This window comes from Coprococcus sp. AM100_B19A, assembly GCF_027662015.1.
Taxonomy (GTDB): domain Bacteria; phylum Bacillota; class Clostridia; order Lachnospirales; family Lachnospiraceae; genus Allocoprococcus; species Allocoprococcus comes.
The window spans coordinates 137,186-157,185 of sequence record NZ_JAQDKN010000007.1 but is presented as its reverse complement, the minus strand read 5'-3'; the positions used below and the strand labels follow the sequence as shown (position 1 = coordinate 157,185).

The 20,000-nt window shown below is 44.3% G+C and carries 21 protein-coding genes and 1 tRNA gene; all 22 read right to left on the bottom strand.

All coding sequences use genetic code 11. The features are described 5' to 3' along the window. Window positions 1–18 precede the first annotated feature (18 nt). Window positions 19–1,374: an acetyl-CoA carboxylase biotin carboxylase subunit gene (locus PGQ33_RS09320; protein WP_173825382.1), complete on the bottom strand. Its 1,356-nt coding sequence runs from the start codon at window positions 1,372–1,374 to the stop codon at window positions 19–21. Further along, window positions 1,367–1,813, bottom strand: coding sequence for a 3-hydroxyacyl-ACP dehydratase FabZ (gene fabZ / locus PGQ33_RS09315; protein WP_008372752.1), 447 nt, complete (start codon window positions 1,811–1,813; stop codon window positions 1,367–1,369). Before fabZ ends, PGQ33_RS09320 begins: the two co-directional genes overlap by 8 nt. Before the next feature lie 20 nt (window positions 1,814–1,833). Next, on the bottom strand, window positions 1,834–2,301 hold the full coding sequence (accB, locus tag PGQ33_RS09310; protein WP_117557683.1) for an acetyl-CoA carboxylase biotin carboxyl carrier protein: 468 nt from the start codon (window positions 2,299–2,301) through the stop codon (window positions 1,834–1,836). Between the two features lie 10 nt (window positions 2,302–2,311). Next, window positions 2,312–3,550: a beta-ketoacyl-ACP synthase II gene (gene fabF / locus PGQ33_RS09305; RefSeq protein WP_117557682.1), complete on the bottom strand. Its 1,239-nt coding sequence runs from the start codon at window positions 3,548–3,550 to the stop codon at window positions 2,312–2,314. A gap of 673 nt (window positions 3,551–4,223) precedes the next feature. Then, window positions 4,224–4,979 carry a 3-oxoacyl-[acyl-carrier-protein] reductase gene (fabG, locus tag PGQ33_RS09300; protein ID WP_270205630.1) on the bottom strand — a complete coding sequence of 252 codons (756 nt, stop codon included), beginning with the start codon at window positions 4,977–4,979 and terminating at the stop codon, window positions 4,224–4,226. A gap of 27 nt (window positions 4,980–5,006) precedes the next feature. After that, on the bottom strand, window positions 5,007–5,927 hold the full coding sequence (gene fabD, locus PGQ33_RS09295) for an ACP S-malonyltransferase (RefSeq protein ID WP_270205629.1): 921 nt from the start codon (window positions 5,925–5,927) through the stop codon (window positions 5,007–5,009). Beyond that, window positions 5,920–6,858: an enoyl-[acyl-carrier-protein] reductase FabK gene (fabK, locus tag PGQ33_RS09290; protein WP_055249162.1), complete on the bottom strand. Its 939-nt coding sequence runs from the start codon at window positions 6,856–6,858 to the stop codon at window positions 5,920–5,922. Before fabK ends, fabD begins: the two co-directional genes overlap by 8 nt. A 35-nt stretch (window positions 6,859–6,893) precedes the next feature. Continuing rightward, window positions 6,894–7,118 (bottom strand): acyl carrier protein, encoded by a 225-nt coding sequence (locus PGQ33_RS09285; RefSeq protein ID WP_008372743.1) that lies wholly within the window; start codon window positions 7,116–7,118, stop codon window positions 6,894–6,896. Between the two features lie 36 nt (window positions 7,119–7,154). Continuing rightward, window positions 7,155–8,117 carry a beta-ketoacyl-ACP synthase III gene (locus PGQ33_RS09280; protein ID WP_117823457.1) on the bottom strand — a complete coding sequence of 321 codons (963 nt, stop codon included), beginning with the start codon at window positions 8,115–8,117 and terminating at the stop codon, window positions 7,155–7,157. Between the two features lie 285 nt (window positions 8,118–8,402). Continuing rightward, window positions 8,403–9,377, bottom strand: a complete 975-nt coding sequence (locus tag PGQ33_RS09275) for a bile acid:sodium symporter family protein (RefSeq protein WP_270205628.1) — start codon at window positions 9,375–9,377, stop codon at window positions 8,403–8,405. Window positions 9,378–9,380: 3 nt separating this feature from the next. After that, window positions 9,381–10,220, bottom strand: a complete 840-nt coding sequence (gene panC, locus PGQ33_RS09270) for a pantoate--beta-alanine ligase (RefSeq protein ID WP_270205627.1) — start codon at window positions 10,218–10,220, stop codon at window positions 9,381–9,383. A gap of 80 nt (window positions 10,221–10,300) precedes the next feature. Next, complete coding sequence (gene panD / locus PGQ33_RS09265; RefSeq protein WP_055156306.1) at window positions 10,301–10,696, bottom strand: aspartate 1-decarboxylase; 396 nt, start codon at window positions 10,694–10,696, stop codon at window positions 10,301–10,303. Between the two features lie 437 nt (window positions 10,697–11,133). Then, window positions 11,134–11,216, bottom strand: a tRNA-Leu gene (locus tag PGQ33_RS09260). Between the two features lie 90 nt (window positions 11,217–11,306). After that, complete coding sequence (locus tag PGQ33_RS09255) at window positions 11,307–11,780, bottom strand: LURP-one-related/scramblase family protein (protein ID WP_055156302.1); 474 nt, start codon at window positions 11,778–11,780, stop codon at window positions 11,307–11,309. Between the two features lie 9 nt (window positions 11,781–11,789). Next, on the bottom strand, window positions 11,790–12,335 hold the full coding sequence (locus PGQ33_RS09250; protein ID WP_055156301.1) for a histidine phosphatase family protein: 546 nt from the start codon (window positions 12,333–12,335) through the stop codon (window positions 11,790–11,792). Further along, window positions 12,335–13,255, bottom strand: coding sequence for a glycosyltransferase (locus PGQ33_RS09245; RefSeq protein WP_270205626.1), 921 nt, complete (start codon window positions 13,253–13,255; stop codon window positions 12,335–12,337). The genes PGQ33_RS09250 and PGQ33_RS09245 overlap by 1 nt, the downstream gene beginning before the upstream one ends. Before the next feature lie 80 nt (window positions 13,256–13,335). Further along, entirely contained in the window at window positions 13,336–14,874 is a 1,539-nt protein-coding gene (locus PGQ33_RS09240; RefSeq protein WP_270205625.1) for an MATE family efflux transporter, read from the bottom strand. A 45-nt stretch (window positions 14,875–14,919) separates the two neighbouring features. After that, a complete protein-coding gene (locus PGQ33_RS09235; RefSeq protein WP_117557673.1) occupies window positions 14,920–15,105 on the bottom strand; it encodes a DUF6472 family protein in 186 nt (61 codons plus the stop codon). A 79-nt stretch (window positions 15,106–15,184) separates the two neighbouring features. Then, window positions 15,185–16,117 carry a DMT family transporter gene (locus PGQ33_RS09230; protein ID WP_330583458.1) on the bottom strand — a complete coding sequence of 311 codons (933 nt, stop codon included), beginning with the start codon at window positions 16,115–16,117 and terminating at the stop codon, window positions 15,185–15,187. 41 nt (window positions 16,118–16,158) lie between these two features. Continuing rightward, window positions 16,159–17,325, bottom strand: a complete 1,167-nt coding sequence (locus PGQ33_RS09225) for an FprA family A-type flavoprotein (RefSeq protein ID WP_117558583.1) — start codon at window positions 17,323–17,325, stop codon at window positions 16,159–16,161. A 317-nt stretch (window positions 17,326–17,642) separates the two neighbouring features. Then, window positions 17,643–18,326: a PHP domain-containing protein gene (locus PGQ33_RS09220; RefSeq protein WP_117558582.1), complete on the bottom strand. Its 684-nt coding sequence runs from the start codon at window positions 18,324–18,326 to the stop codon at window positions 17,643–17,645. Window positions 18,327–18,453: 127 nt separating this feature from the next. Then, complete coding sequence (locus PGQ33_RS09215; protein WP_117558581.1) at window positions 18,454–19,665, bottom strand: glycosyltransferase family 4 protein; 1,212 nt, start codon at window positions 19,663–19,665, stop codon at window positions 18,454–18,456. Between the last annotated feature and the right edge of the window lie 335 nt (window positions 19,666–20,000).

Genomic DNA, 20,000 nt, shown 5'->3' with positions numbered 1-20,000 from the left:
ACCTCCGCTTTTGTAGAGCTAATCTTGCCGATTTTTTGCTTCTCTTTCGGCAATAAATTCAATATCAAAATCTCCTGCCTGATACTTTGGATCATGCAAAATATCATATTGATAATCCACATTAGTATCAATACCTTCTATAATTACCTCACCAAGTGCACTCTGCATCTTCCGGATCGCCTCGGTACGGTTTTTTGCAAATACGATCAGCTTTGCCAGCATATTGTCATAATATGGCGGTACAGTGTATCCACTGTAAATTGCTGAATCAATCCGCACCCCCTTTCCTCCCGGAAGGTACATATCGGTGATCGTTCCCGGACACGGGCGGAAATTCTTTTCCGGATTTTCCGCATTGATCCTGCACTCGATGGCATGACCGGTCAGCTTTACATCCTCCTGCGTAAAAGAAAGCTGCTGACCGTCTGCGATCCGGATCTGTTCCTTGATCAGATCGATCCCTGTCACCCATTCTGTGACCGGATGCTCCACCTGGATTCTGGTATTCATTTCCATAAAATAAAAATTCCCGCTCTTTTCCAGCAGAAATTCAATGGTTCCTGCATTTTCGTAATGCGCTGCCTTTGCCGCTTTTACCGCTGCTTCGCCCATTCTCCGGCGAAGCTCATCCGAAATCACGGCACATGGGGATTCTTCGATCATCTTCTGATGATTTCTCTGCACCGAACAGTCCCGTTCTCCTAAATGCACCACATTTCCATACTTATCCGCCATAATCTGAAATTCAATGTGCTTCGGATGCTGCACAAAATGCTCGATGTACATAGTGTCATCCCCAAAAGCTGCCTTGGTCTCTTTCTGTGCGGTACGGAATGCCAGATCAAATCCGGCTTCATTTTCCGCCACACGCATTCCTTTTCCGCCTCCGCCGAGAGCCGCCTTTACGATCACCGGATAGCCAATCTCTCTTGCAACTTCTTTTCCTTTTGCTGCATCATAAATCGCTTCCCGGCTTCCCGGAATGATCGGAACCCCGGCATTTTCCATGGTATTTCTCGCCTCGGATTTATTTCCAAGCCTGCTGATCACTTTCGAATCCGGTCCAATAAAAATAATGTTGCACTTCTCGCAAAGCTCTGCAAATTTCGTATTTTCAGAAAGGAAACCAAATCCCGGATGGATCGCATCTGCTCCCGACACGATGGTCGCGCTGATGATCTGCTCCATATTCAGATAGCTTTCCGAAGATGGTGCAGGTCCAATACAGATTGCTTCATCTGCAAGCTGTGTATGCAATGCTTCTTTATCTGCTTCTGAATAAACTGCAACCGTCTCGATCCCCATTTCCCGGCAGGCACGGATGATCCGAACTGCGATCTCTCCACGGTTTGCGATCAATACTTTCTTAATCATCTGTTTCCGCCTTCCCGATCATCAGAGACAACTCTGCCTTTACTGCAACTTCTCCATCCACTGATGCAACAGCTTCTCCGATTACCAGTGGTCCCTTCTGACGAATAATTCTTGCTTCCAGTTTTAACTTGTCACCCGGAACAACTTTTCTGCGGAACTTGCAATTCTTAATCCCACCAAAATAACCGAGCTTTCCTTTATTTTCTTCCTGCATCAGAACCGCTACTGCACCGACCTGCGCCAGTGCTTCTACGATCAGCACTCCCGGCATCACCGGCTCCTGTGGAAAATGTCCGGCAAAAAAGTCCTCTCTGTAAGTCACACATTTATAGCCAACTGCATATTCCCCCGGCTCGTAATCTTCGATATAATCTACCAGCAAAAACGGATGTCTGTGCGGAATGATTTTCTGAATTTCCTTGATTCCCAAATGTTTCATGCTTTTCGCCCTCCATCCAGCTATGCGATTCGGAATAATGGCTGTCCGTATTCCACAGTTTCTCCATTTTTCACGAGTACTTCCGATACCACACCGTCAAAATCACACTCAATATCATTCATCAGCTTCATCGCCTCTACGATGGCAACCGTCTGTCCTTTTGCCACATGATCGCCAACTGCCACAAATGGTGCTGCCTCTTCCGACGGTGCTGCGTAAAAGGTTCCAACCAAAGGGGATTTGATCAGCTGCCCTTCTGCTTCTTTTCCTTTTTCCGGTCCATCCTCCGACTTCAGTGCCGATACTGCATTACTCTGCGCTCCTGGCACGTTTTGTACTGTCGTCAGCTGTGCTGCCCCTGTACTGACAACCATCTGTTCTTTTTCTTTCTGTATTTTCAATTTCACACCGTTTTCTTCATACTGAAATCCTGTCAGGTCCGAATCTGAAACGGTCTGAATCAGTTTTACCAGATTTTCTAATTCCATCCTTCTACCTCTATCCTTCATACTTCTTCAAAAGAAGGGTTGCATTGTGCCCGCCAAATCCAAGGGAATTGGTGAGCGCACATTTGATCTCTTTTTCGACCGGTGCGCCAACTGCATAGTTCAGATCACATTCTTCATCACATTCCCTGGTTCCAACGGTCTGATGGATAAATCCATCCTGAATAGATTTTACAGTAACGATACACTCTACCGCACCTGCCGCACCAAGAAGATGACCGATCATGGATTTCGTTGAATTCACAACCACATCCTTTGCCGCATCGCCGAATGCTTTCTTGATCGCATAGGTTTCAAACAGATCATTATGATGCGTGCTGGTTCCGTGTGCATTAATGTACTGTACTTCTTCCGGTGTCACGCTGCCCTCTTCCATCGCAAGCTCCATCGCCTTTGCCGCACCGCTTCCGTCTTCTGCCGGGGAAGTGATATGGTAAGCATCTCCGGTTGCCCCGTAACCTGCAAGCTCTGCGTAAATCTTTGCGCCTCTTGCTCTCGCATGCTCCAGCTCTTCCAGAACCACCACGCCGGCTCCTTCTCCAAGAACAAATCCACTTCTGTCTTTATCAAATGGAATCGATGCACGTAGTGGATCTTCACTGGTAGTAAGTGCGGTAAGTGCGGTAAATCCAGCAATCCCCGTCGGACAGATACAGCTTTCCGTACCACCTGCAAACATTACATCCGCATCTCCGTACTGAATGGCACGAAGCGCATCTCCGATACAATTGGTTCCCGTTGCACACGCTGTAACGACATTGGTGCACTTTCCTTTAAGCCCAAGCTGGATCGATACATTTCCGGCTGCCATATTGGAAATCATCATCGGAACCATCAGTGGTGCCACCCTTCCCGGTCCCTTTTCCTGAATCGTCGTGTACTGCTTCTCAATCTGCTGCAAACTTCCGATTCCCGAACCGATGATCACGCCACAACGGTATGGATCCTCTTTTTCGATTTCAAATCCCGCATCCGCACACGCTTCCTTCGCCGCTGCAACCGCATACTGGGAAAATGTTTCCATTCTCTTCGATGCCTTGAAATCCATCCGTTCCTTTGCAACAAAGTCCTTGACTTCCGCTGCGATCTTCACTTTATATTCGGTTGTATCAAATTTTGTGATCGGACCGATTCCTACGGTTCCATTTTTGATACCGTTCCAGAATTCTTCTACTGTATTACCAATCGGGGTAATCGCTCCAAGCCCCGTAATAACAACTCTGCGCTTCATATTGCCTCCTTTGGTGGAAAATGTGTGGATTGGTAGGTTGTGACACCACTCCGCACAAATATTATCGGAGACATTCAGTTGTGCAAACCATTCCGATGAGCCTCCGAAATCAATCATTGTGTCAGCAATGGCTTCCACAATGATTTGAGTCTCATCTCCATTGCACAAAAATTGAATGCTTCCGATAATATTTGTGCTTCGTGGCACTCAAGTCTACTGTCTAAAACACGTTTTCCACGAAACATTTTTGGTGTGTTGTTGACTGTTTTTACTTTTTGAAAAAATTTATCATTTTTAACTTTTGATAAGTTACGATTTTAATTTTTACTATTGAATGCTCATTTGATCATTTCCTCTAATCAGATTTCTTACTCTTCCTACCCGCAGTACAAATGAAAACTAAAACTAATTTCTTCCCCTTCGCGATCCGCACTTGGTATATTGAACTACTTCACGGATGTAAAATGGTTTTCTCGACAAAGTTGAATGACAAACTGTACAAAAGATGTCATTCAAATTCATTTTTCGAGCAATGGAGATGAGACTCAAAGGATTGTGGAAGCCTTTGCTGACACAATCCTTGTTTTAGGAGGCTCATCGGAATGGTTTGCGAGTCTGAATTTGAATGACATCTTTTGTACAATTTGTCCCTCAACCTTCTCTGCAACCATTTTTACATCACCATCCCCCCATCGACCTGCAGAACCTGCCCCGTAATGTAACTCGCATGCTCAGACGCCAGAAACGCCACTGCCTTCGCGACATCTTCTGGGTGTCCCATTCTGGCAAGAGGGATCTGACCTCTCATTTCTTCTTTGAGCTTATCGGAAAGAACTTCTGTCATCTCCGTTTCAATGAAGCCCGGTGCAACCGCATTAACCGTGATTCCGCGGGATGCCAGTTCTTTTGCCGCAGATTTGGTCATTCCAATAATTCCTGCTTTAGATGCAGCATAGTTTACCTGACCGGCATTTCCGCTGATTCCAACTACAGATGCAAGATTGATGATCTTTCCGCTTCTCTGCTTCATCATCTGTCTGGATGCAAAACGGATGCAATGGAAAGTTCCTTTCAGATTGACATCAATGACATCGGAGAAATCTTCTTCACTCATACGCATCAGCAGACCATCCTTTGTGATCCCTGCATTATTTACCAGAATATCGATTCTTCCAAACTGCTCGATCACTGCTTTTATAAATGCTTCACATTCCTCGTAATCTGCCACATCGCACTGCATACACTGGGCACATCCACCCTTTTCTACAATTTCATGTTTTACTTCATCTGCTTTTGCTTCAGAACCATTGTAATTGATCACAACTGTTGCTCCCTGTGCAGCCAGCTCCTTCGCAATTGCCTTTCCAATTCCACGGGACGCGCCGGTAACCACCGCGATCTGTCCTTCCAAATTTGCTCTGTCTGTCATATGCTTTTCCTTTCCATTGCCTGTTTTTTACACCAGTTCAGCAATTACTTTTTCCATATCTTCCCAGGTTTCGATATTATATACTTTGACACCTTTGTCGATACGCCGCATAAATCCGGCGAGTGTTTTTCCCGGTCCGATTTCCACAAAAGTGTCTACACCATCTTCAATCATAGTTCTCACACTTTCCTCCCATCGTACCGGTGAAGAAATCTGTTTTGCAAGAAGTGCCTTTGTCTCTTTGATATCCGTCACATATTTTGCCGTAACATTCGTCACATAAGGAATGGCAAGTGGTTCAAAATTTCTCTTCTCCATTTCCTTCGCAAGCTCTTCGCCTGCACTTTCCAGCATCTTTGAGTGGAACGGACCACTTACATTTAACAGAACCGCCCTTTTTGCTCCGGCTGCTTTTAAAGACTCTGCTGCCTTTTCTACCGCTGCGGTCTTTCCTGTAATTACAATCTGTCCCGGACAGTTATAATTTGCCACAGACGCACCCGGAATTTCTTCCGTCACTTTTTCAACCGTTTCTCCATCCAGTCCCAGGATTGCCGCCATGGCTCCTTCACCTGCCGGAACAGTATTCTGCATCAGAATCCCTCTTTTTCTCACAAGAGAAATGGCGTCTTTCGGCTGCATGCCTCCCGCTGCGCTGATCGCACAGTACTCTCCAAGGCTGAGCCCGGCTGTCACATCCGGTGTAAGACCTCTCTTTTCAATCTCGGCTGTCATTGCAAGACAGGCTGTTACCATGGCTGCCTGAGTGTATTCTGTCTGATCCAGCTGCTCATTTTCTTCAAAGCATAGCTTTGTCATATCAAGTCCCAGCTCTGCTGTTGCTGTATCAAAAACCTCTTTTGCAAGTTCACTGTTTTCATAAAAATCTTTTCCCATACCGCACTTCTGCGCGCCCTGTCCCGGGAAAATGAATGCTGTTTTATTCATAAAATCCTTTGCCTCCGATCAGTGCATCCGTCTCACTTACCAGCTTTTGGATCAGGTCTTTACAGCTCATGATCTCTTTTACCATGGCTGCACTCTGTCCCGCCATTACGCTTCCGTTTGTCACATCTCCGTCTACAACGGCCTTTCTTAAGCCTCCAAGTGTAAGATGCTCAAGTTCTTCAAAGGATGCACCGTTTTTCTCAAGGTCCAGATATTTTTTCGTCATTTGGTTGCGAAGTGCTCTTACCGGATGTCCTGTGCTTCTTCCGGTTACTCTGGAATCAATGTCCTTCGCTTTGATGATCGCATTTTTATAATTTTCATGTACGATAGATTCTTCGGTCGCAACAAAATGGGTTCCCATCTGTACGGCTTTTGCTCCCAGCATAAATGCTGCCGCAATTCCTCTTCCATCTGCGATTCCTCCGGCTGCGATTACCGGAATCTTCACTGCGTCTACAATCTGTGGAACCAGTACCATAGTCGTATTTTCTCCGATGTGTCCTCCAGATTCACATCCTTCCGCAACAACTGCATCTGCCCCGCACCGTTCCATTCTTCTTGCAAGTGCAACAGATGCAACCACCGGAATGACTTTAATTCCTGCTTCTTTCCACATTTTCATATATTTTTCCGGGCTTCCGGCGCCTGTCGTTACAACCTTTACGCCTTCTTCCGCTACTACTTTTGCCACGTCCTCTGCATAAGGACTCATCAGCATGATATTTACTCCAAATGGTTTATCAGTCAGCTTTTTTGCTTCTCTGATCTGTTCACGTACCCACTCAGCCGGGGCGCTTGCAGCCCCGATGAGCCCAAGCCCGCCGGCATTTGATACGCCGGCCGCAAGATGATACTCAGCAACCCAGGCCATTCCGCCCTGGATGATCGGATACTCGATTCCAAGTAATTCGGTTACTTCTGTTTTCATATTACAACCTCTTTCTGTCTGTGTTTTTGCGATTCTTATTTTTTCAGTCCTTCGATGTATGTTACAACACTTCCGATTGTCTTGAGATCACCGATTGCTTCCGTATCGATTTCCACACCAAATTCATCTTCAAATGTCATAACCATATCCATCAGATCAAGGGAATCTGCTCCAAGAGATTCAAAAGTTGTCTCCTCTGTGAGGTCTGCTGCGTTTACGTCAAGTCCTTCTGCTACGATTTCTTTTACTTTTTCTAACATGTTCTTAGTCTCCTTATTGTTTGATTATTTTTATATTTACCACTCTATGAGTGTGGCTCCCCAGGTGAGTCCGGCACCGAAGCCGCAGAGAACAATCTTCTGTCCTTTGTGGAAGCGACCGGTTTTGTTCAGTTCATCCAGGAGGATTGGGATGCTGGCGGATGATGTATTACCGTATTCTTCAATGTTGACCGGGAATTTTGCAAGGTCTGTTTTCATCCGTTTTGCCACAGATTCGATGATCCGTAAGTTTGCCTGATGCAGAACGAAAAGATCAATATCTTTCTCGGTCAGATCTGCTTTTTGCAGAAGTTCTCCAATGACTTCCGGCACTTTTTTTACGGCAAATTTGAAAACTGCCTGTCCATCCATGGATACATAAGTCTGTTTTTCATTTTCTTTGTCCTGCCAGTTTTTCTGCTGACGGCTTTCGCAGGCAAGTACCTGTCCTTTTGCTCCGTCAGAATGGGTAACTGCCGGAAAGATTTCACCTTCTTCTGCACAGATCACGGCTGCTCCTGCCCCGTCACCAAAAAGAATGCAGCTTCCTCTGTCTTTCCAGTTGACAATTCCGGATAGGGTTTCACTTCCGATCACCAGAATGTTCTGATACATTCCGGCTGCTATGTAAGCCTGCGCAGTATTGTAGGCATACACAAAACCGCTGCATGCGGCACTGATGTCGAAACAGGTTGCATTTACTGCTCCCAGCTCTTTCTGGACTTCGCAGGCAGTGCTTGGGATCACGGTGTTTGGCGTGATTGTAGATACCAGGATCAGATCCAGATCGTCTGCATTTAATTTTGCATCTGTAAGTGCATTTTTTGCCGCTTTTACCGCCATGCTGACTGTTGTATCTTCTTCTGCAATATGTCTGCGCACAATTCCGGTCCGTTCACGGATCCATTCATCATTCGTCTCCACAAACTTCGCGAGATCATTGTTGTCGTAATAATGCTCCGGTATATAAGAACCGGTACCGCATATCCTTCCTCTCATGGTTGTTCTCTCCATTTATTTTTGTTTTAAAATCTTTTTCGTTTAAAATATTTTTATATTCAAACTATTTGATAATATAACATAATCGGAATGATTTGACAAGAGGGAAATTTTTTTGTTTGACGCGAGGGGCAAATGAATGGAAAAGAAGAGTTCCTGTTCTCTTCTTTCCCATTCATCTGCCATTCAAATCGGTACAAAAATGACGTGCTTTAGTCTCTGTATTTTCTGTTCTGAGTACAAAAAATCCTGCGATTTTGCCAATTCAAAATCGCAGGATTTTTCTTATTCTGTAACTTCCTGATATGCCTCTTTCGTCTGTTCTCCGCTCCGGCGGATCCCTGCAAACAAAGATCCGGATATATTATGCCATACACTGAAGATCGCCCCCGGAAGGGTTGCCAGTGGATTTGCCGCGAAATTGGCAGTCGCAAGGGAAATTGCAAGTCCACTGTTCTGCATTCCGACTTCGATCGCAATAGCGGTTGCCTTATCGTACTCAATATGTAAAATTTTCGCTGCACCAAGTCCGATTCCCATTCCGCAGAGATTGTGAAGCATCACAACTCCAAGAACCAGAAGTCCGCAGCTTAAGATTTTTTCTGCATTGACGGCTACGATTCCGCTGATGATCATTACGATCGATACAACTGAGATCAGTGGCAGAACCTCTGATATTTTCTGGATCTGTTTTCCCCAGACCCAGTTGATCAGAATTCCCAGAAGTACCGGAACCAGAACAACCTTTACTACAGAAATTACCATTGCCCAGAAGGATACTTCTACCCAGGCTCCGGCGAGTACATACACCAGAAGTGGTGTTACAATCGGTGCTGCAAGAGTTGATGTGATCGTCATTCCGACAGAAAGTGCCACATCACCTCCGGCGATATAGGTGATCACATTGCTTGCCGTTCCGCCCGGACAGCAACCAACCAGGATCACGCCAAGTGCCAAATCTGTCGGCAGCTGCATCAGCTGACACAGGATCCACGCGATCACCGGCATGATCGTGTACTGTGCGATGAATCCGATCAGGATTTCTTTTGGTCTGGAAAAGACTCTTTTGAAATCGTCCATCTTGATCGTAAGCCCCATGCCGAACATGGCAACTCCGAGAAATACAGAAGTGTAGCTCGTTGTCCACGCAAAACCGTCACGCCAGAAAAATGCAATGATGGAAAAACAGATAATGATGATCCCGATATATTTTGTAAGAAAAGAGCTGACCCTTCCCACTTTTTTCATTCTGTTTTCCATAGGCTATACCTCATAGCTGAAATTGTCGATCAGCCTTGTTTTTCCAATATAGACTGCCATGGCAACCAGAACATCTTTTTCCACACTTTCGACCGGCTGCATATCCAGTGCATCTACCATGGATACATAGTCGATCTTTGCAAGCGGCTCTGCTTCGATCACTGCGCGCATCTTTGACAGAACTTCTTCTGCCTTAATTCCTTTGCAGATCGCCTCCTGACCGGTTTTAACGGCTCTTGAAAGGCACAGTGCAGCCTTTCTCTCTTCTGCGCTTAAATAGGTATTTCTGGATGATTTGGCAAGTCCGTCTTCCTCACGGATGATCGGGCAGCCTACGATCTGGATATCAAAATTCAAATCCTGCACCATCTTGCGGATGATTGCAAGCTGCTGTGCATCCTTCTGTCCAAAATAAGCTCTGTCCGGTGCTACAATATTGAATAATTTGGAAACAACCGTACATACCCCTTTAAAATGGATCGGTCTTGTCTTTCCGCAAAGGGTATCAGATAACGTATCAATACTTACGTAAGCATGTGGATCATGATACATATCCTTCGGTTCCGGATGGAAGATCAGATCTGCTCCAAGGCTCTCACAAAGCTCACTGTCACGTTTAAAATCTCTCGGGTATGCTTCCAGGTCTTCTGTCGGTCCGAACTGTGTCGGATTGACAAAATCGGATACCACAACGATATCGTTTTCCTCATGGCATCTCCTTATCAGGCTTGCATGCCCTTCATGTAAGAATCCCATGGTCGGTACAAGACCTATGGTTTTTCCTTCTTTTTTCCAGTTCTTAACTAATTTTCTTGTCTCTTCGACTGTTGTTGTTACCTGCATGATAATTCTCCTCTTTATAATAAATTCGGAGATAGCCTCTTGTTCTGAATTCAACAAATTTCATTTTGTTTTTAGATTCCTTATTTTTCCTGGTCTTTCAACAACCCATGTTTTTCATAATTTGTCACACGGCTGATCTTATTTTCATCATCCACGAAAACAACTTTTGGTTTATGTTCTTTGGCTTCTTCTGCCTCATAATTTGCATAACACATGATAATAACCTTATCACCTGTACTTACACATCTTGCCGCAGCGCCATTTAAGCAGATCATTCCGCTTCCACGCTTACCACAGATCGTATAAGTTTCAAATCGGCTTCCGTTATTCACGTCCACGATCTGAACCTTCTCATATTCCATAATTCCTGCTGCCTCCAGCAGTTCCTCATCAACGGTAATACTTCCCACGTAATCTAATTCTGCCTGTACTACCGTAGCACGATGAATCTTTCCTTTTAGCATCTCAACTGTCATGTCTTACTCCTTTTCTGTCCGGAAACACGTAAAACAAAAAAGCATCATCAAGGTATACTTCTCCCTGCAAATGCTTCTGCTATTCTTCGTATTCCCTGAGTCTTATTTTACCTCTTAATAAATATAAGCTCCTTCTCCGTCACCTGTTGACGGAAACGATTTCGATATGAAATTGTTGTGATTCAGTCAGAGTATAGTTTTGTAGTTTTCAAATACTACCTCCGCGGATATTATTGCACCTTGACAAGAGATTGTCAATCCGATGTTCTCATGTATTTAATTCAAGACATCTGTGCGGAAGATGGGGCGCAACTCGTCCGGTGGACGAGTGCTCTGCGCCGACCGTAGCGGAGCGAAGACCTGGACCCTGGGTTCAGGGATCGCTTCGGTACAATAAAAGAAAACCTCAGGCGAATCACCTGAGGTTTCTTTTATTATGCGGAAGATGGGACTTGAACCCACACGCCCTTGCGAGCACTAGAACCTGAATCTAGCTCGTCTGCCATTCCGACACTTCCGCGTCAACAAAAAGAATCTTATCACATACCAACCGGTTTGGCAAGTGTTTTTTATGTTTTTTTTGACTTTTTTTACATTTCATTAAATTACATCAATTATTTTGAATGCAGTTTGCCGCATCAATTGTAATTACCAGAAGAAGTCCCATCAATTCATCTGCCGGATTTGCAAAATCCAGTACATAAGTATCTCCCCAGTGGAGTAATTCTTTTGTAATATGTACCACAGGACTGCATGCTTCATAGATATCATAATTCCATCCCATGAAATCTCCTTCTACATGCCATCCATTAAACTCAACATCATACTTCGGTCGAAACAATGTAAAACGCTTTTCAATCCGTCCAAGTGTCTGCCCATTCACTTCAATTTCAAACACTGGAAGTAATGACATCACTTTTTCTTTAATCAACCCGAGTTCGTTCCCTGCCATATCATATACATGCAGCCGGTGTCCAAGCGACAAAAACTCTGCTTTTACAAAATACTTCGCATTTTCATTCTCATCATAAACATCATATGAATCTGTCCATGAAAAAACTCTCTGCTTAACAAGTAATTTCATACGCTACTCCTACTCCGGAAATTCATACTTCCTCAATTCGCAGTTCTTAATTCCAAATGCCGCAAACTCTTCATTCGTCATATCATAAAAATAAGACTGGATTACTCTGGAAATTCCATTATGTGCAACCAGTAGATAAACCTTATCATCCGCTTCTTTCCGAATGTCATCCAGAAGATTGTAAATCCTCTGGCACAGATGAAGCATTGTCTCCCCGCCTTCAAAATGATTGATAAAGTTCTGTTTTGCCTTTTTGAACTCCTCCCCATTTCTCGGAGTGGACTCATATTTTCCAAAATTCTGCTCCTTCAGGCGCATCTCCTCACGCATCGGAATCCCTGTTACCTCCGAAATATGGCGCGCGGTCTCCTTCGCCCGGACAAGTGGCGAATACAGGATCTCGTCAATCTTTACGCCCTCTTCCTTAATCTTTCTTCCAAGCTCCATTGCCTGCTCATGTCCAAGCTCTGTCAGCTCGATATCTGTCGCACCACAGATTTTATTTTCCACATTCCATACAGTCTGTCCATGTCTTGTAAAATAAAAATGTCCCATTATTCTTTCTCCCAGTACACTTTATTTGCCGAGCATTTCCGGACAAAATGTTCCGGTAAATGCGCATAATGTTTTCCAAAATGATAGGCAAGATACCGAACCGCACTTCGCGCCGCCACTTCACCTAAATATTCCTCCATATGATTCTGCTTCAGAAGCGCTGAAGTCACACGGACCAGCCGCATTCCTTCTTTTCCAGGTTTTGTATTTTCAATCATCTCCGGATGCTCCGCATGCGCAACCCCGATATCAAAGCTACGCTTCCAGAGTTCGCGCAGATTGTCATTGCGATAATACAGAATCTCAGCCTCTGGCGCATAAACCGTCTGCCAGCCCTTTTCCAGAAGTCTTCTCGCCGCGAGCATGTCCTCTCCGGCGATCATCCTCTTTCCAAAGCCTTCTGTCTCCAGATACGCACTTCTTCTGTACGCTGCGCATACATTAGAATTGAAAAATGTCCGGATCCCAAGCTTTCCGGTATCTTCCAAAGACTTTGTCATACCTTTCGGCGGATAGTTAAACTGTCTCACACAACACTCGATCGGACTGCATTCATCATCTGTCATATGCCTTCCATACACGACCGCCGTCCGCTCCTCTTTAAACGGTTCTGTCAGCTTCTCTACCAGATATCGGTTCTGTGGTATCGCCGTCTGTACCATAAAAATCACAATATCCGAATCCAGTTCCCGTAAAATCGCATCTCTGCTTCCTGCCCGGTCATATTCCTCCTTTGGAGTATATCGGACCTCAATTCTTTTATCCATATAGATTTCCGGGATTTCCCTATCAATCGGATTCTCATAAAGAACTTCAAGCAAAATTCTGTCCGGCATTACACTCTGTCTCAATAATCTCTCTATACTCATTTTCAGTCGTCCATCTGGTCGGAAGACTGGAATAACAATCTCAATATTCAAGTCATCATCTCATTTCGTTTTTCTTACTAATCAGTATATACAAATTTTTTCCAGCTTATATCCTGATTTACTTACAACCATTATGCTGCATATTCTTCTTTTTTCTTCCTGTCCATCGCGGAAAGTTCCTTAAGCTCCCTCACCATGAAATATCCGCAGACGATTGCTGCTGCCGCATCTGCAATTGGTCCGGCATACATAACCCCGTCAATTCCCATAAACAATGGAAAGATCACGATCAGCGGCAATAAAAAGAGAATCTGTCTTGTCAGGGACATAAATACACCCAGCTGCGATTTTCCGATGGAGTTGAAAAAGTTCGATGTAACCGGCTGGATTCCATTGATAAGCGTAAGGAACATATAGATCCGGAAATACCGCTCTGAAAACTGAAAATACAGCTCACTTCCCGAACCAAATACGCTGATGATCTGTCTTGGGAATACCTGGAAACAGAAAAATGCAATTCCGGAAAGAACGGTTGCAGTTCCAAGTGCGAGCAGGTAGCTTTTCCGTACTCGTTCATACTTCTCTGCGCCATAGTTGAATCCGATAATCGGCTGGATTCCCTGGGAAATTCCGATAACAAATGACATAAAAATCATATTTACTTTTGTAATGATCCCGGCACAGGCAAGCGGAATGTCACCGCCATATACAGACTGTGCTCCATAATGCGACAATGTATTATTCAGTACGATCTGTACGATCGTCATTGCAATCTGGTTAAAGCAGGCACTGGCACCGAATTTGAAAATATTCTCGATATGTCTTCCCGTCATATGGAAACTTTCTTTTGTAAGTCGGATCGTTTTAAAATGGAACATATACCGCAGACTGATGCAGAACGAAACGATCTGTCCTATGATCGTAGCAAGTGCTGCGCCCCTCATTCCCATCTGCAGCCCAAAAATAAAAATCGGATCCAGAATTGTATTTACAATAGCACCCACCAGCATAGATGTCATCGAATACCGCGGACTTCCATCCGCAAGGATCAGCTTACTCATCCCCGTATTTGCGATCAGAAATGGAAAGCCAATTGCCGTGATCCGTGTATATTCCTGTGCATACGGAAGTACCTCCGATGTGGCACCGAAGAATTTCAGCATCGGAGTCAGAAAAATCGTCGTTACTGCAAAAAGTGCAATCCCGAAAATTGCCATCAGGCAAATTCCATTTCCCGCATACTCTGCAGATTCTTTTTCTTCTCCTGCACCAAGCTTCAATGAAAAATTGGTCGCACTGCCGATTCCAAGCAGCAGTGAGATTGCCGTACAGGAAGTAGAAAGCGGAAACGCAATATTCGTTGCTGCATTTCCCAGCATTCCTACACCCTGACCAATGAAAATCTGATCTACAATATTGTAAAGAGCTGTTACCAGCATGGAAATAATGCATGGAATCGCAAATCCAACCAGTAGTTTTGATTCCTTTTCATACCCAAGCGGATTGTCCTGCTCATTCACTGTATTTGCCTTTTTATCTCTCACCTTTATAGCCTCCTCCAGATGTTCATATATAAATGCCGCTGTCTCACTTAGTATCATCGTTCCATTTATCCGCTCCGCAACTTCTCCTCTTGGAACAAGTACAAATTCATCTATTACCTGACGCATTACAAAATTCTGTGTTTTTTATACTTCTACTCCATCATCTACAATTTACATCTGTTTTCTGACGACTCTGTATTCATCTCCAGATCTGTAGTAAGGGCACTGATAATGCTTATCCGTCAGAAACCGCATCATCTCATCCTCATCCAGGTCTCTGTCACACGTGTAACATTCATATTCATCATCGTAAATATAAAATGTACAGGTGTCACAACAGCTCGCTGTATTTGCCATAACCTGCCTCCTGTTATTTCTTTTCCTGTTCAAAAATCGGTATCAGCTGCAGGTGTCCTCCTTTAAAACAGGTTCCATCTTAGTTCATTCCTTTTTCTTTTTCTCCCACCGGTTTCGCCCAGTTGACAATCAGGATTCCGATAGAAACCAGCACCAGTGCGATCAGGTCTTTCATTCCGAATACATTTCCCTCACGCAAAATGATTGCGGAAAGGATCACCCCAAATACCGGATTCGTAAATCCGAAGATCGATACCTTGGATACCGGATTGTATTTCAACAGGATTCCCCACAGTGTGTATGCAACTGCAGAAATCAGCGCCATATAGATCAGAAGAATCATTGCCGGCATACTTGCCGTATGGATTCTTCCACCCATCACGAATCCGATCAGGATCATCACGAGCCCGCCTGCAGTAAACTGATATCCGCTTAACATCACCGGATCAGATTTGGCTGAATACTTCTTGATCAGTACAGAAGATAATGCATAAGCGATCGCAGAGATAAAAATAAATCCATCTCCGGTCAGATTAAAGCTCATATCCACATTGCTTCCGCTCAGATTGATTAGAACCACCCCTGCAAATCCGACGATACATCCGAGCACTTTTTTCTGATCCAGTTTCTCCTGATGAAAGATCAGGCTTGAAACAAGGATTGCAAGGAATACATTGGATGCCTCAACGATCGATCCTTTGACTCCGGTCGTATGTGCAAGTCCTACATAAAAGAAAAAATACTGGACCACCGTCTGTAAAAGACAGATTTTTCCGATTCTCGGAAGATCTCCCTTCCCCGCTTTCAGAAAACGTCCCTGTAGGATCGATCCAAACAAAATAACCATAATGCCTGCAATCGTAAAGCGGCACCCTGCAAACAGGATCTGCGTGGCGGTATCGGCTGAATCGATCTGAAACAGTCGGTAGCCAACCTTGATACAAGGAAAAGCACTTCCCCATAACGCACAGCAGACCATTGCAAGAAGACATACCACCCAGGTTTTCCTCATTGTAGTCTCTTTTAACTTTATCATCTCATTCTTTCCGTTTCTTACGCAAGCAGTTCATCTGCAAGTTCTTCCATTGCAGTTACATCTGCATCTTTCATCGTAGATTTGATCGTAACCGTCTTTTCGCAGAGAGTGATCTTCTTCATCTTTTCTACATAACCTTTCATCACACGTGCTGCTGTCGGAGCCCAGGAACCATTCTCGATAATTGCGATCTTACGGTTCTGGTAGTTCTTATTGGTCAGTTTGTTCAGGAAAGTCTCCATGCACGGGAACACACTTGCATCATAGGAAGCTGCTGCAAGAACCAGCTTGTCATAGCGGAATGCATCCTCGATTGCCTCTGCCATATCATCTCTGGAAAGGTCAGTGATCGCTACCTTCTTTGCACCTTTGGCTTCCAGGATTTCTTTCATCTTCTCTGCTGCCTTCTTGGTATTGCCATGGATCGATGCATAAGCAACCAGTACCCCGTCATCTTCCGGTTCATAGCTGCTCCATGTCATGTATTTTCCGATATAGTATCCCAGATTTTCTTTCAGGATCGGTCCATGAAGCGGGCAAATCGTCTGAATGTCCAGAGTCGCTGCTTTTTTCAGAAGCGCCTGTACCTGTGCACCGTATTTGCCTACGATATTGAAGTAGTATCTTCTTGCTTCACAAGTCCAGTCCTCATCTGCATCCAGCGCACCGAATTTACCAAATCCATCTGCTGAGAACAGAATCTTCTCAGACTTTTCGTATTCAACCATAACTTCCGGCCAGTGAACCATCGGAGCCATAAAGAACTGAAGGGTATGGCTTCCAAGGGAAAGTTCTTCACCTTCTTTTACCGCAACTGCACGGTCTGCCAGATCTGCGATTTCAAAGAACTGTGGAAGCATTGCAATAGCTTTTGCACTTGCCACGATCTTGGCTTCCGGATATTTATCTGCAAATTCTTTGATGCTTCCGGCATGATCCGGTTCCAGATGAGATACAACCAGATAATCCGGTGTTCTTCCATCCAGCACCCTCTCCAGATTCTCTTTCCATTCGTCTGTCTTTCTCGTATCAATCGTATCCATAACTGCGATCTTCTCGTCCAGGATCACATAAGAGTTGTAGGATACTCCGTTTGGAACGATGTACTGGCTCTCAAAGAGATCCAGATCCTTATCATCTGCTCCGATATATTTTACTGCATCTGAAATTACTATGTCTTTCATGTTAGTTCCTCCTTGTAATTGGTGATTGAAAAGATGTTGGGGTCAAAAGGTATTTTGACCCCTTTGATACCAAATTGCTACGTGCTTTGCACTCTCGCAATCCTCAAAAACATTCGTAATCCGCTCATTTTTTTTAAAAATTGGCTACTTACTCATTTTTTTGGCAGGAAGTTCCTACAGAATTTCCTGTTAAATAAGAAAGCTGGAAATATTACATTCCAGCCCCCTTAATTTCCACTCTTAATAATACTATGGAAATAACACACTTTCAATAAAAAAAGCGTTTAATTTTTTCATATCTGTTCTCATTTTTTACATTAACCGGCACACACCATCTGTTCCTGCTCGTAAATGTGAAACGGCGCATCAATCGGATTTTTCATATCCCAGAGATAATATCCACCCTCTTTATAATACACCGGAAGAGTCTCGCATCGTTTTACACTCCGGATCAGTTCCTGCACCGAACGGATCTCTCTTGGAAAATACGTTGCATAAAGTCCCAGCTTCTCCGGCACATGACAATCACTTGATCCAACTGTTGCAATTCCAAGCTCAGCCGCATATTCTGCCGCCTTTCGATTTGCCTCGTAAAGTGTGCTGCCGTTCAGCACTTCGATTCCATCAAGTCCCTTTACAATCTTCAGGTTCTCTTCCAGTCCCCTGTTATTATTGCGGAATGGATGGGCACTGAAACACATACCGCCCTGTGCCTGTACCAGATCTACAAACTCCTGTGCCGGGATTCTCTCTTTTGGATAATCCTCAATTCCAAATGCTACAATGTCTCCCTGCAGGGAATAAAATTCAATTCCGACAAAAATCGGAAATCCTGTTTTCTCCGAATACTCTGCCGCAAATTCCTTCAGTCCCATACTGTCATGATCCGTAATACAGATTCCATCAAGTCCTCTGCGCTTTGCGATCTCTACCATGTTCTCCAATCTTAAAAAGCTATCCCCCGAATAACGCATCTCATGCATATGCATATCAATTATCAACTGTTAATAACCTCCTGTTAAAATGCCTTTTCATTTCTCTTTTCTTCATTTTAACATGTTGTTTTACAAAAAAATAATTGATAATTTACATGCAGAAATTCAATTATAGAGTTTTCCGATAAACACTCTATTGCTCAAATATCTGCATAAGATGCGCACAAAGTCCGTCCCACGAAATCTGCTCCAGATGCTCCTTCTCCGGCTTTGATCCAGGATATTTTGCGATCCCTTCGATGGCTCCGGCAAGTTTCTTTTCAAATACCGGAAGTTCTTCTTCCACAGGTTCATCTTCATTCACTCTTTTTGGCGGCTCTACAAAAACCACACCATTATCCGGAAGATTCTGATCGATCCAATTCCTGATCCCCGGTAGATCTGTACAGATCACATAGGTACCACATGCCAGAGCCTCAATGATCACAAGCGGAAGACCTTCATAAAAAGATGGCAGTACAAACACATCACTCTGATTCATCTTCTTCGCCAACTCCTGCTGTGTGATCTTCCCGGCAAAGGCAACTGCAAACGGACACTTTTCGGCAAGCTCCCGGATTTCCTGATATTCGCCCTCATCTCCGGCACCTCCTGCCAGTTCCAGAGAAATAATAAGACCGGAATCCTTCAGATAATCCAACGAACGGATCAGACTTTTCACACCCTTTTTCTCTGAGATCTTTCCGGCAAAGATTAGTCTCAGCTCTTTTTCTTCTCCCTGTGAAGCCCCCATCTCCTGCCGGAAAACATCACTGTTATAGCCGGTTCCGATCACCCGTACCTTCTCTCTGATATGCTCCCCGTAAATTCCGCAGATCATCTCTTTCTGCTCCTCATGCAATGCAAAAATCCCATCCAGCGCAGGAATTCTCTGTAAAATGTATTCCCGGTTCTGTTCTGTCTTGCGGATCTGCCGCAGGTCGGATCCATGGGATACTCCATATACCTTTTTATCAGGAAACAGCTCTCTTACAATCGCTGTAAGGAGATACAGATGGTGACACAGGATCACGTCCGGATCCAACTCCTCCACTGCTTTTTTCAGTACCTCGCCAAATGCGTTCCGGAACGTTTCCGTCATCTCCTCTGTCAGGTCTGAATACCTGGTACTCGGATACGGCATCTCGTCCGACATTCCCGTGATCGGATACGGTAACTGCTCCGATTCAAAATATACCGGATAAAAGCTTACCCCCTCCGGAAGACATACCTGATCAGCTTTTGTAACTCCCGCGATCACTGACTGTGTGATTCCCTTTTTTTTAAATCCTCTGACCAGTTCCGTCAGATAGATACCGCTTCCGGTACTGTCCGGCTTCTGGGCTGTGACACTTAATATTTTCATTCTTTCGTCCCTCTTACTTTGTTAAAATTTCCCTGTTACATGTATTTATTGCCGCAATGTAATCAATAAAAGCGGTACTCACCGTTTATCATTTATCCATGCTTTAGTTATTCTCCAGTTTCTTTTTCATCTGTTTTTTTAGAAGTTCTTCCTTTCATTGGATGAAAATGTTCCGAAAGGAGAATGTTTTTGAGGATTGCGAGAGTGCAAAGCACGTAGCAATCTGGTATCAAAGGGGTCAAAATACCTTTGGGTCCCAACATCTTCATATGATTATATTAACATATAGTTGGAATCTGTAAAAGAGACGATCTCGATCCGGATATTTTCAACAG

Bases quoted from the DNA above. Each gene is read 5' to 3' on its own strand.
- PGQ33_RS09320 (WP_173825382.1), bottom strand. From the start codon at position 1,374: ATGATTAAGAAAGTATTGATCGCAAACCGTGGAGAGATCGCAGTTCGG.
- fabZ (WP_008372752.1), bottom strand. From the start codon at position 1,813: ATGAAACATTTGGGAATCAAGGAAATTCAGAAAATCATTCCGCACAGA.
- accB (WP_117557683.1), bottom strand. From the start codon at position 2,301: ATGGAATTAGAAAATCTGGTAAAACTGATTCAGACCGTTTCAGATTCG.
- fabF (WP_117557682.1), bottom strand. From the start codon at position 3,550: ATGAAGCGCAGAGTTGTTATTACGGGGCTTGGAGCGATTACCCCGATT.
- fabG (WP_270205630.1), bottom strand. From the start codon at position 4,979: ATGACAGACAGAGCAAATTTGGAAGGACAGATCGCGGTGGTTACCGGC.
- fabD (WP_270205629.1), bottom strand. From the start codon at position 5,927: ATGAATAAAACAGCATTCATTTTCCCGGGACAGGGCGCGCAGAAGTGC.
- fabK (WP_055249162.1), bottom strand. From the start codon at position 6,858: ATGAAAACAGAAGTAACCGAATTACTTGGAATCGAGTATCCGATCATC.
- PGQ33_RS09285 (WP_008372743.1), bottom strand. From the start codon at position 7,118: ATGTTAGAAAAAGTAAAAGAAATCGTAGCAGAAGGACTTGACGTAAAC.
- PGQ33_RS09280 (WP_117823457.1), bottom strand. From the start codon at position 8,117: ATGAGAGGAAGGATATGCGGTACCGGTTCTTATATACCGGAGCATTAT.
- PGQ33_RS09275 (WP_270205628.1), bottom strand. From the start codon at position 9,377: ATGGAAAACAGAATGAAAAAAGTGGGAAGGGTCAGCTCTTTTCTTACA.
- panC (WP_270205627.1), bottom strand. From the start codon at position 10,220: ATGCAGGTAACAACAACAGTCGAAGAGACAAGAAAATTAGTTAAGAAC.
- panD (WP_055156306.1), bottom strand. From the start codon at position 10,696: ATGACAGTTGAGATGCTAAAAGGAAAGATTCATCGTGCTACGGTAGTA.
- PGQ33_RS09255 (WP_055156302.1), bottom strand. From the start codon at position 11,780: ATGAAATTACTTGTTAAGCAGAGAGTTTTTTCATGGACAGATTCATAT.
- PGQ33_RS09250 (WP_055156301.1), bottom strand. From the start codon at position 12,335: ATGGGACATTTTTATTTTACAAGACATGGACAGACTGTATGGAATGTG.
- PGQ33_RS09240 (WP_270205625.1), bottom strand. From the start codon at position 14,874: ATGCGTCAGGTAATAGATGAATTTGTACTTGTTCCAAGAGGAGAAGTT.
- PGQ33_RS09235 (WP_117557673.1), bottom strand. From the start codon at position 15,105: ATGGCAAATACAGCGAGCTGTTGTGACACCTGTACATTTTATATTTAC.
- PGQ33_RS09230 (WP_330583458.1), bottom strand. From the start codon at position 16,117: ATGAGGAAAACCTGGGTGGTATGTCTTCTTGCAATGGTCTGCTGTGCG.
- PGQ33_RS09225 (WP_117558583.1), bottom strand. From the start codon at position 17,325: ATGAAAGACATAGTAATTTCAGATGCAGTAAAATATATCGGAGCAGAT.
- PGQ33_RS09215 (WP_117558581.1), bottom strand. From the start codon at position 19,665: ATGAAAATATTAAGTGTCACAGCCCAGAAGCCGGACAGTACCGGAAGC.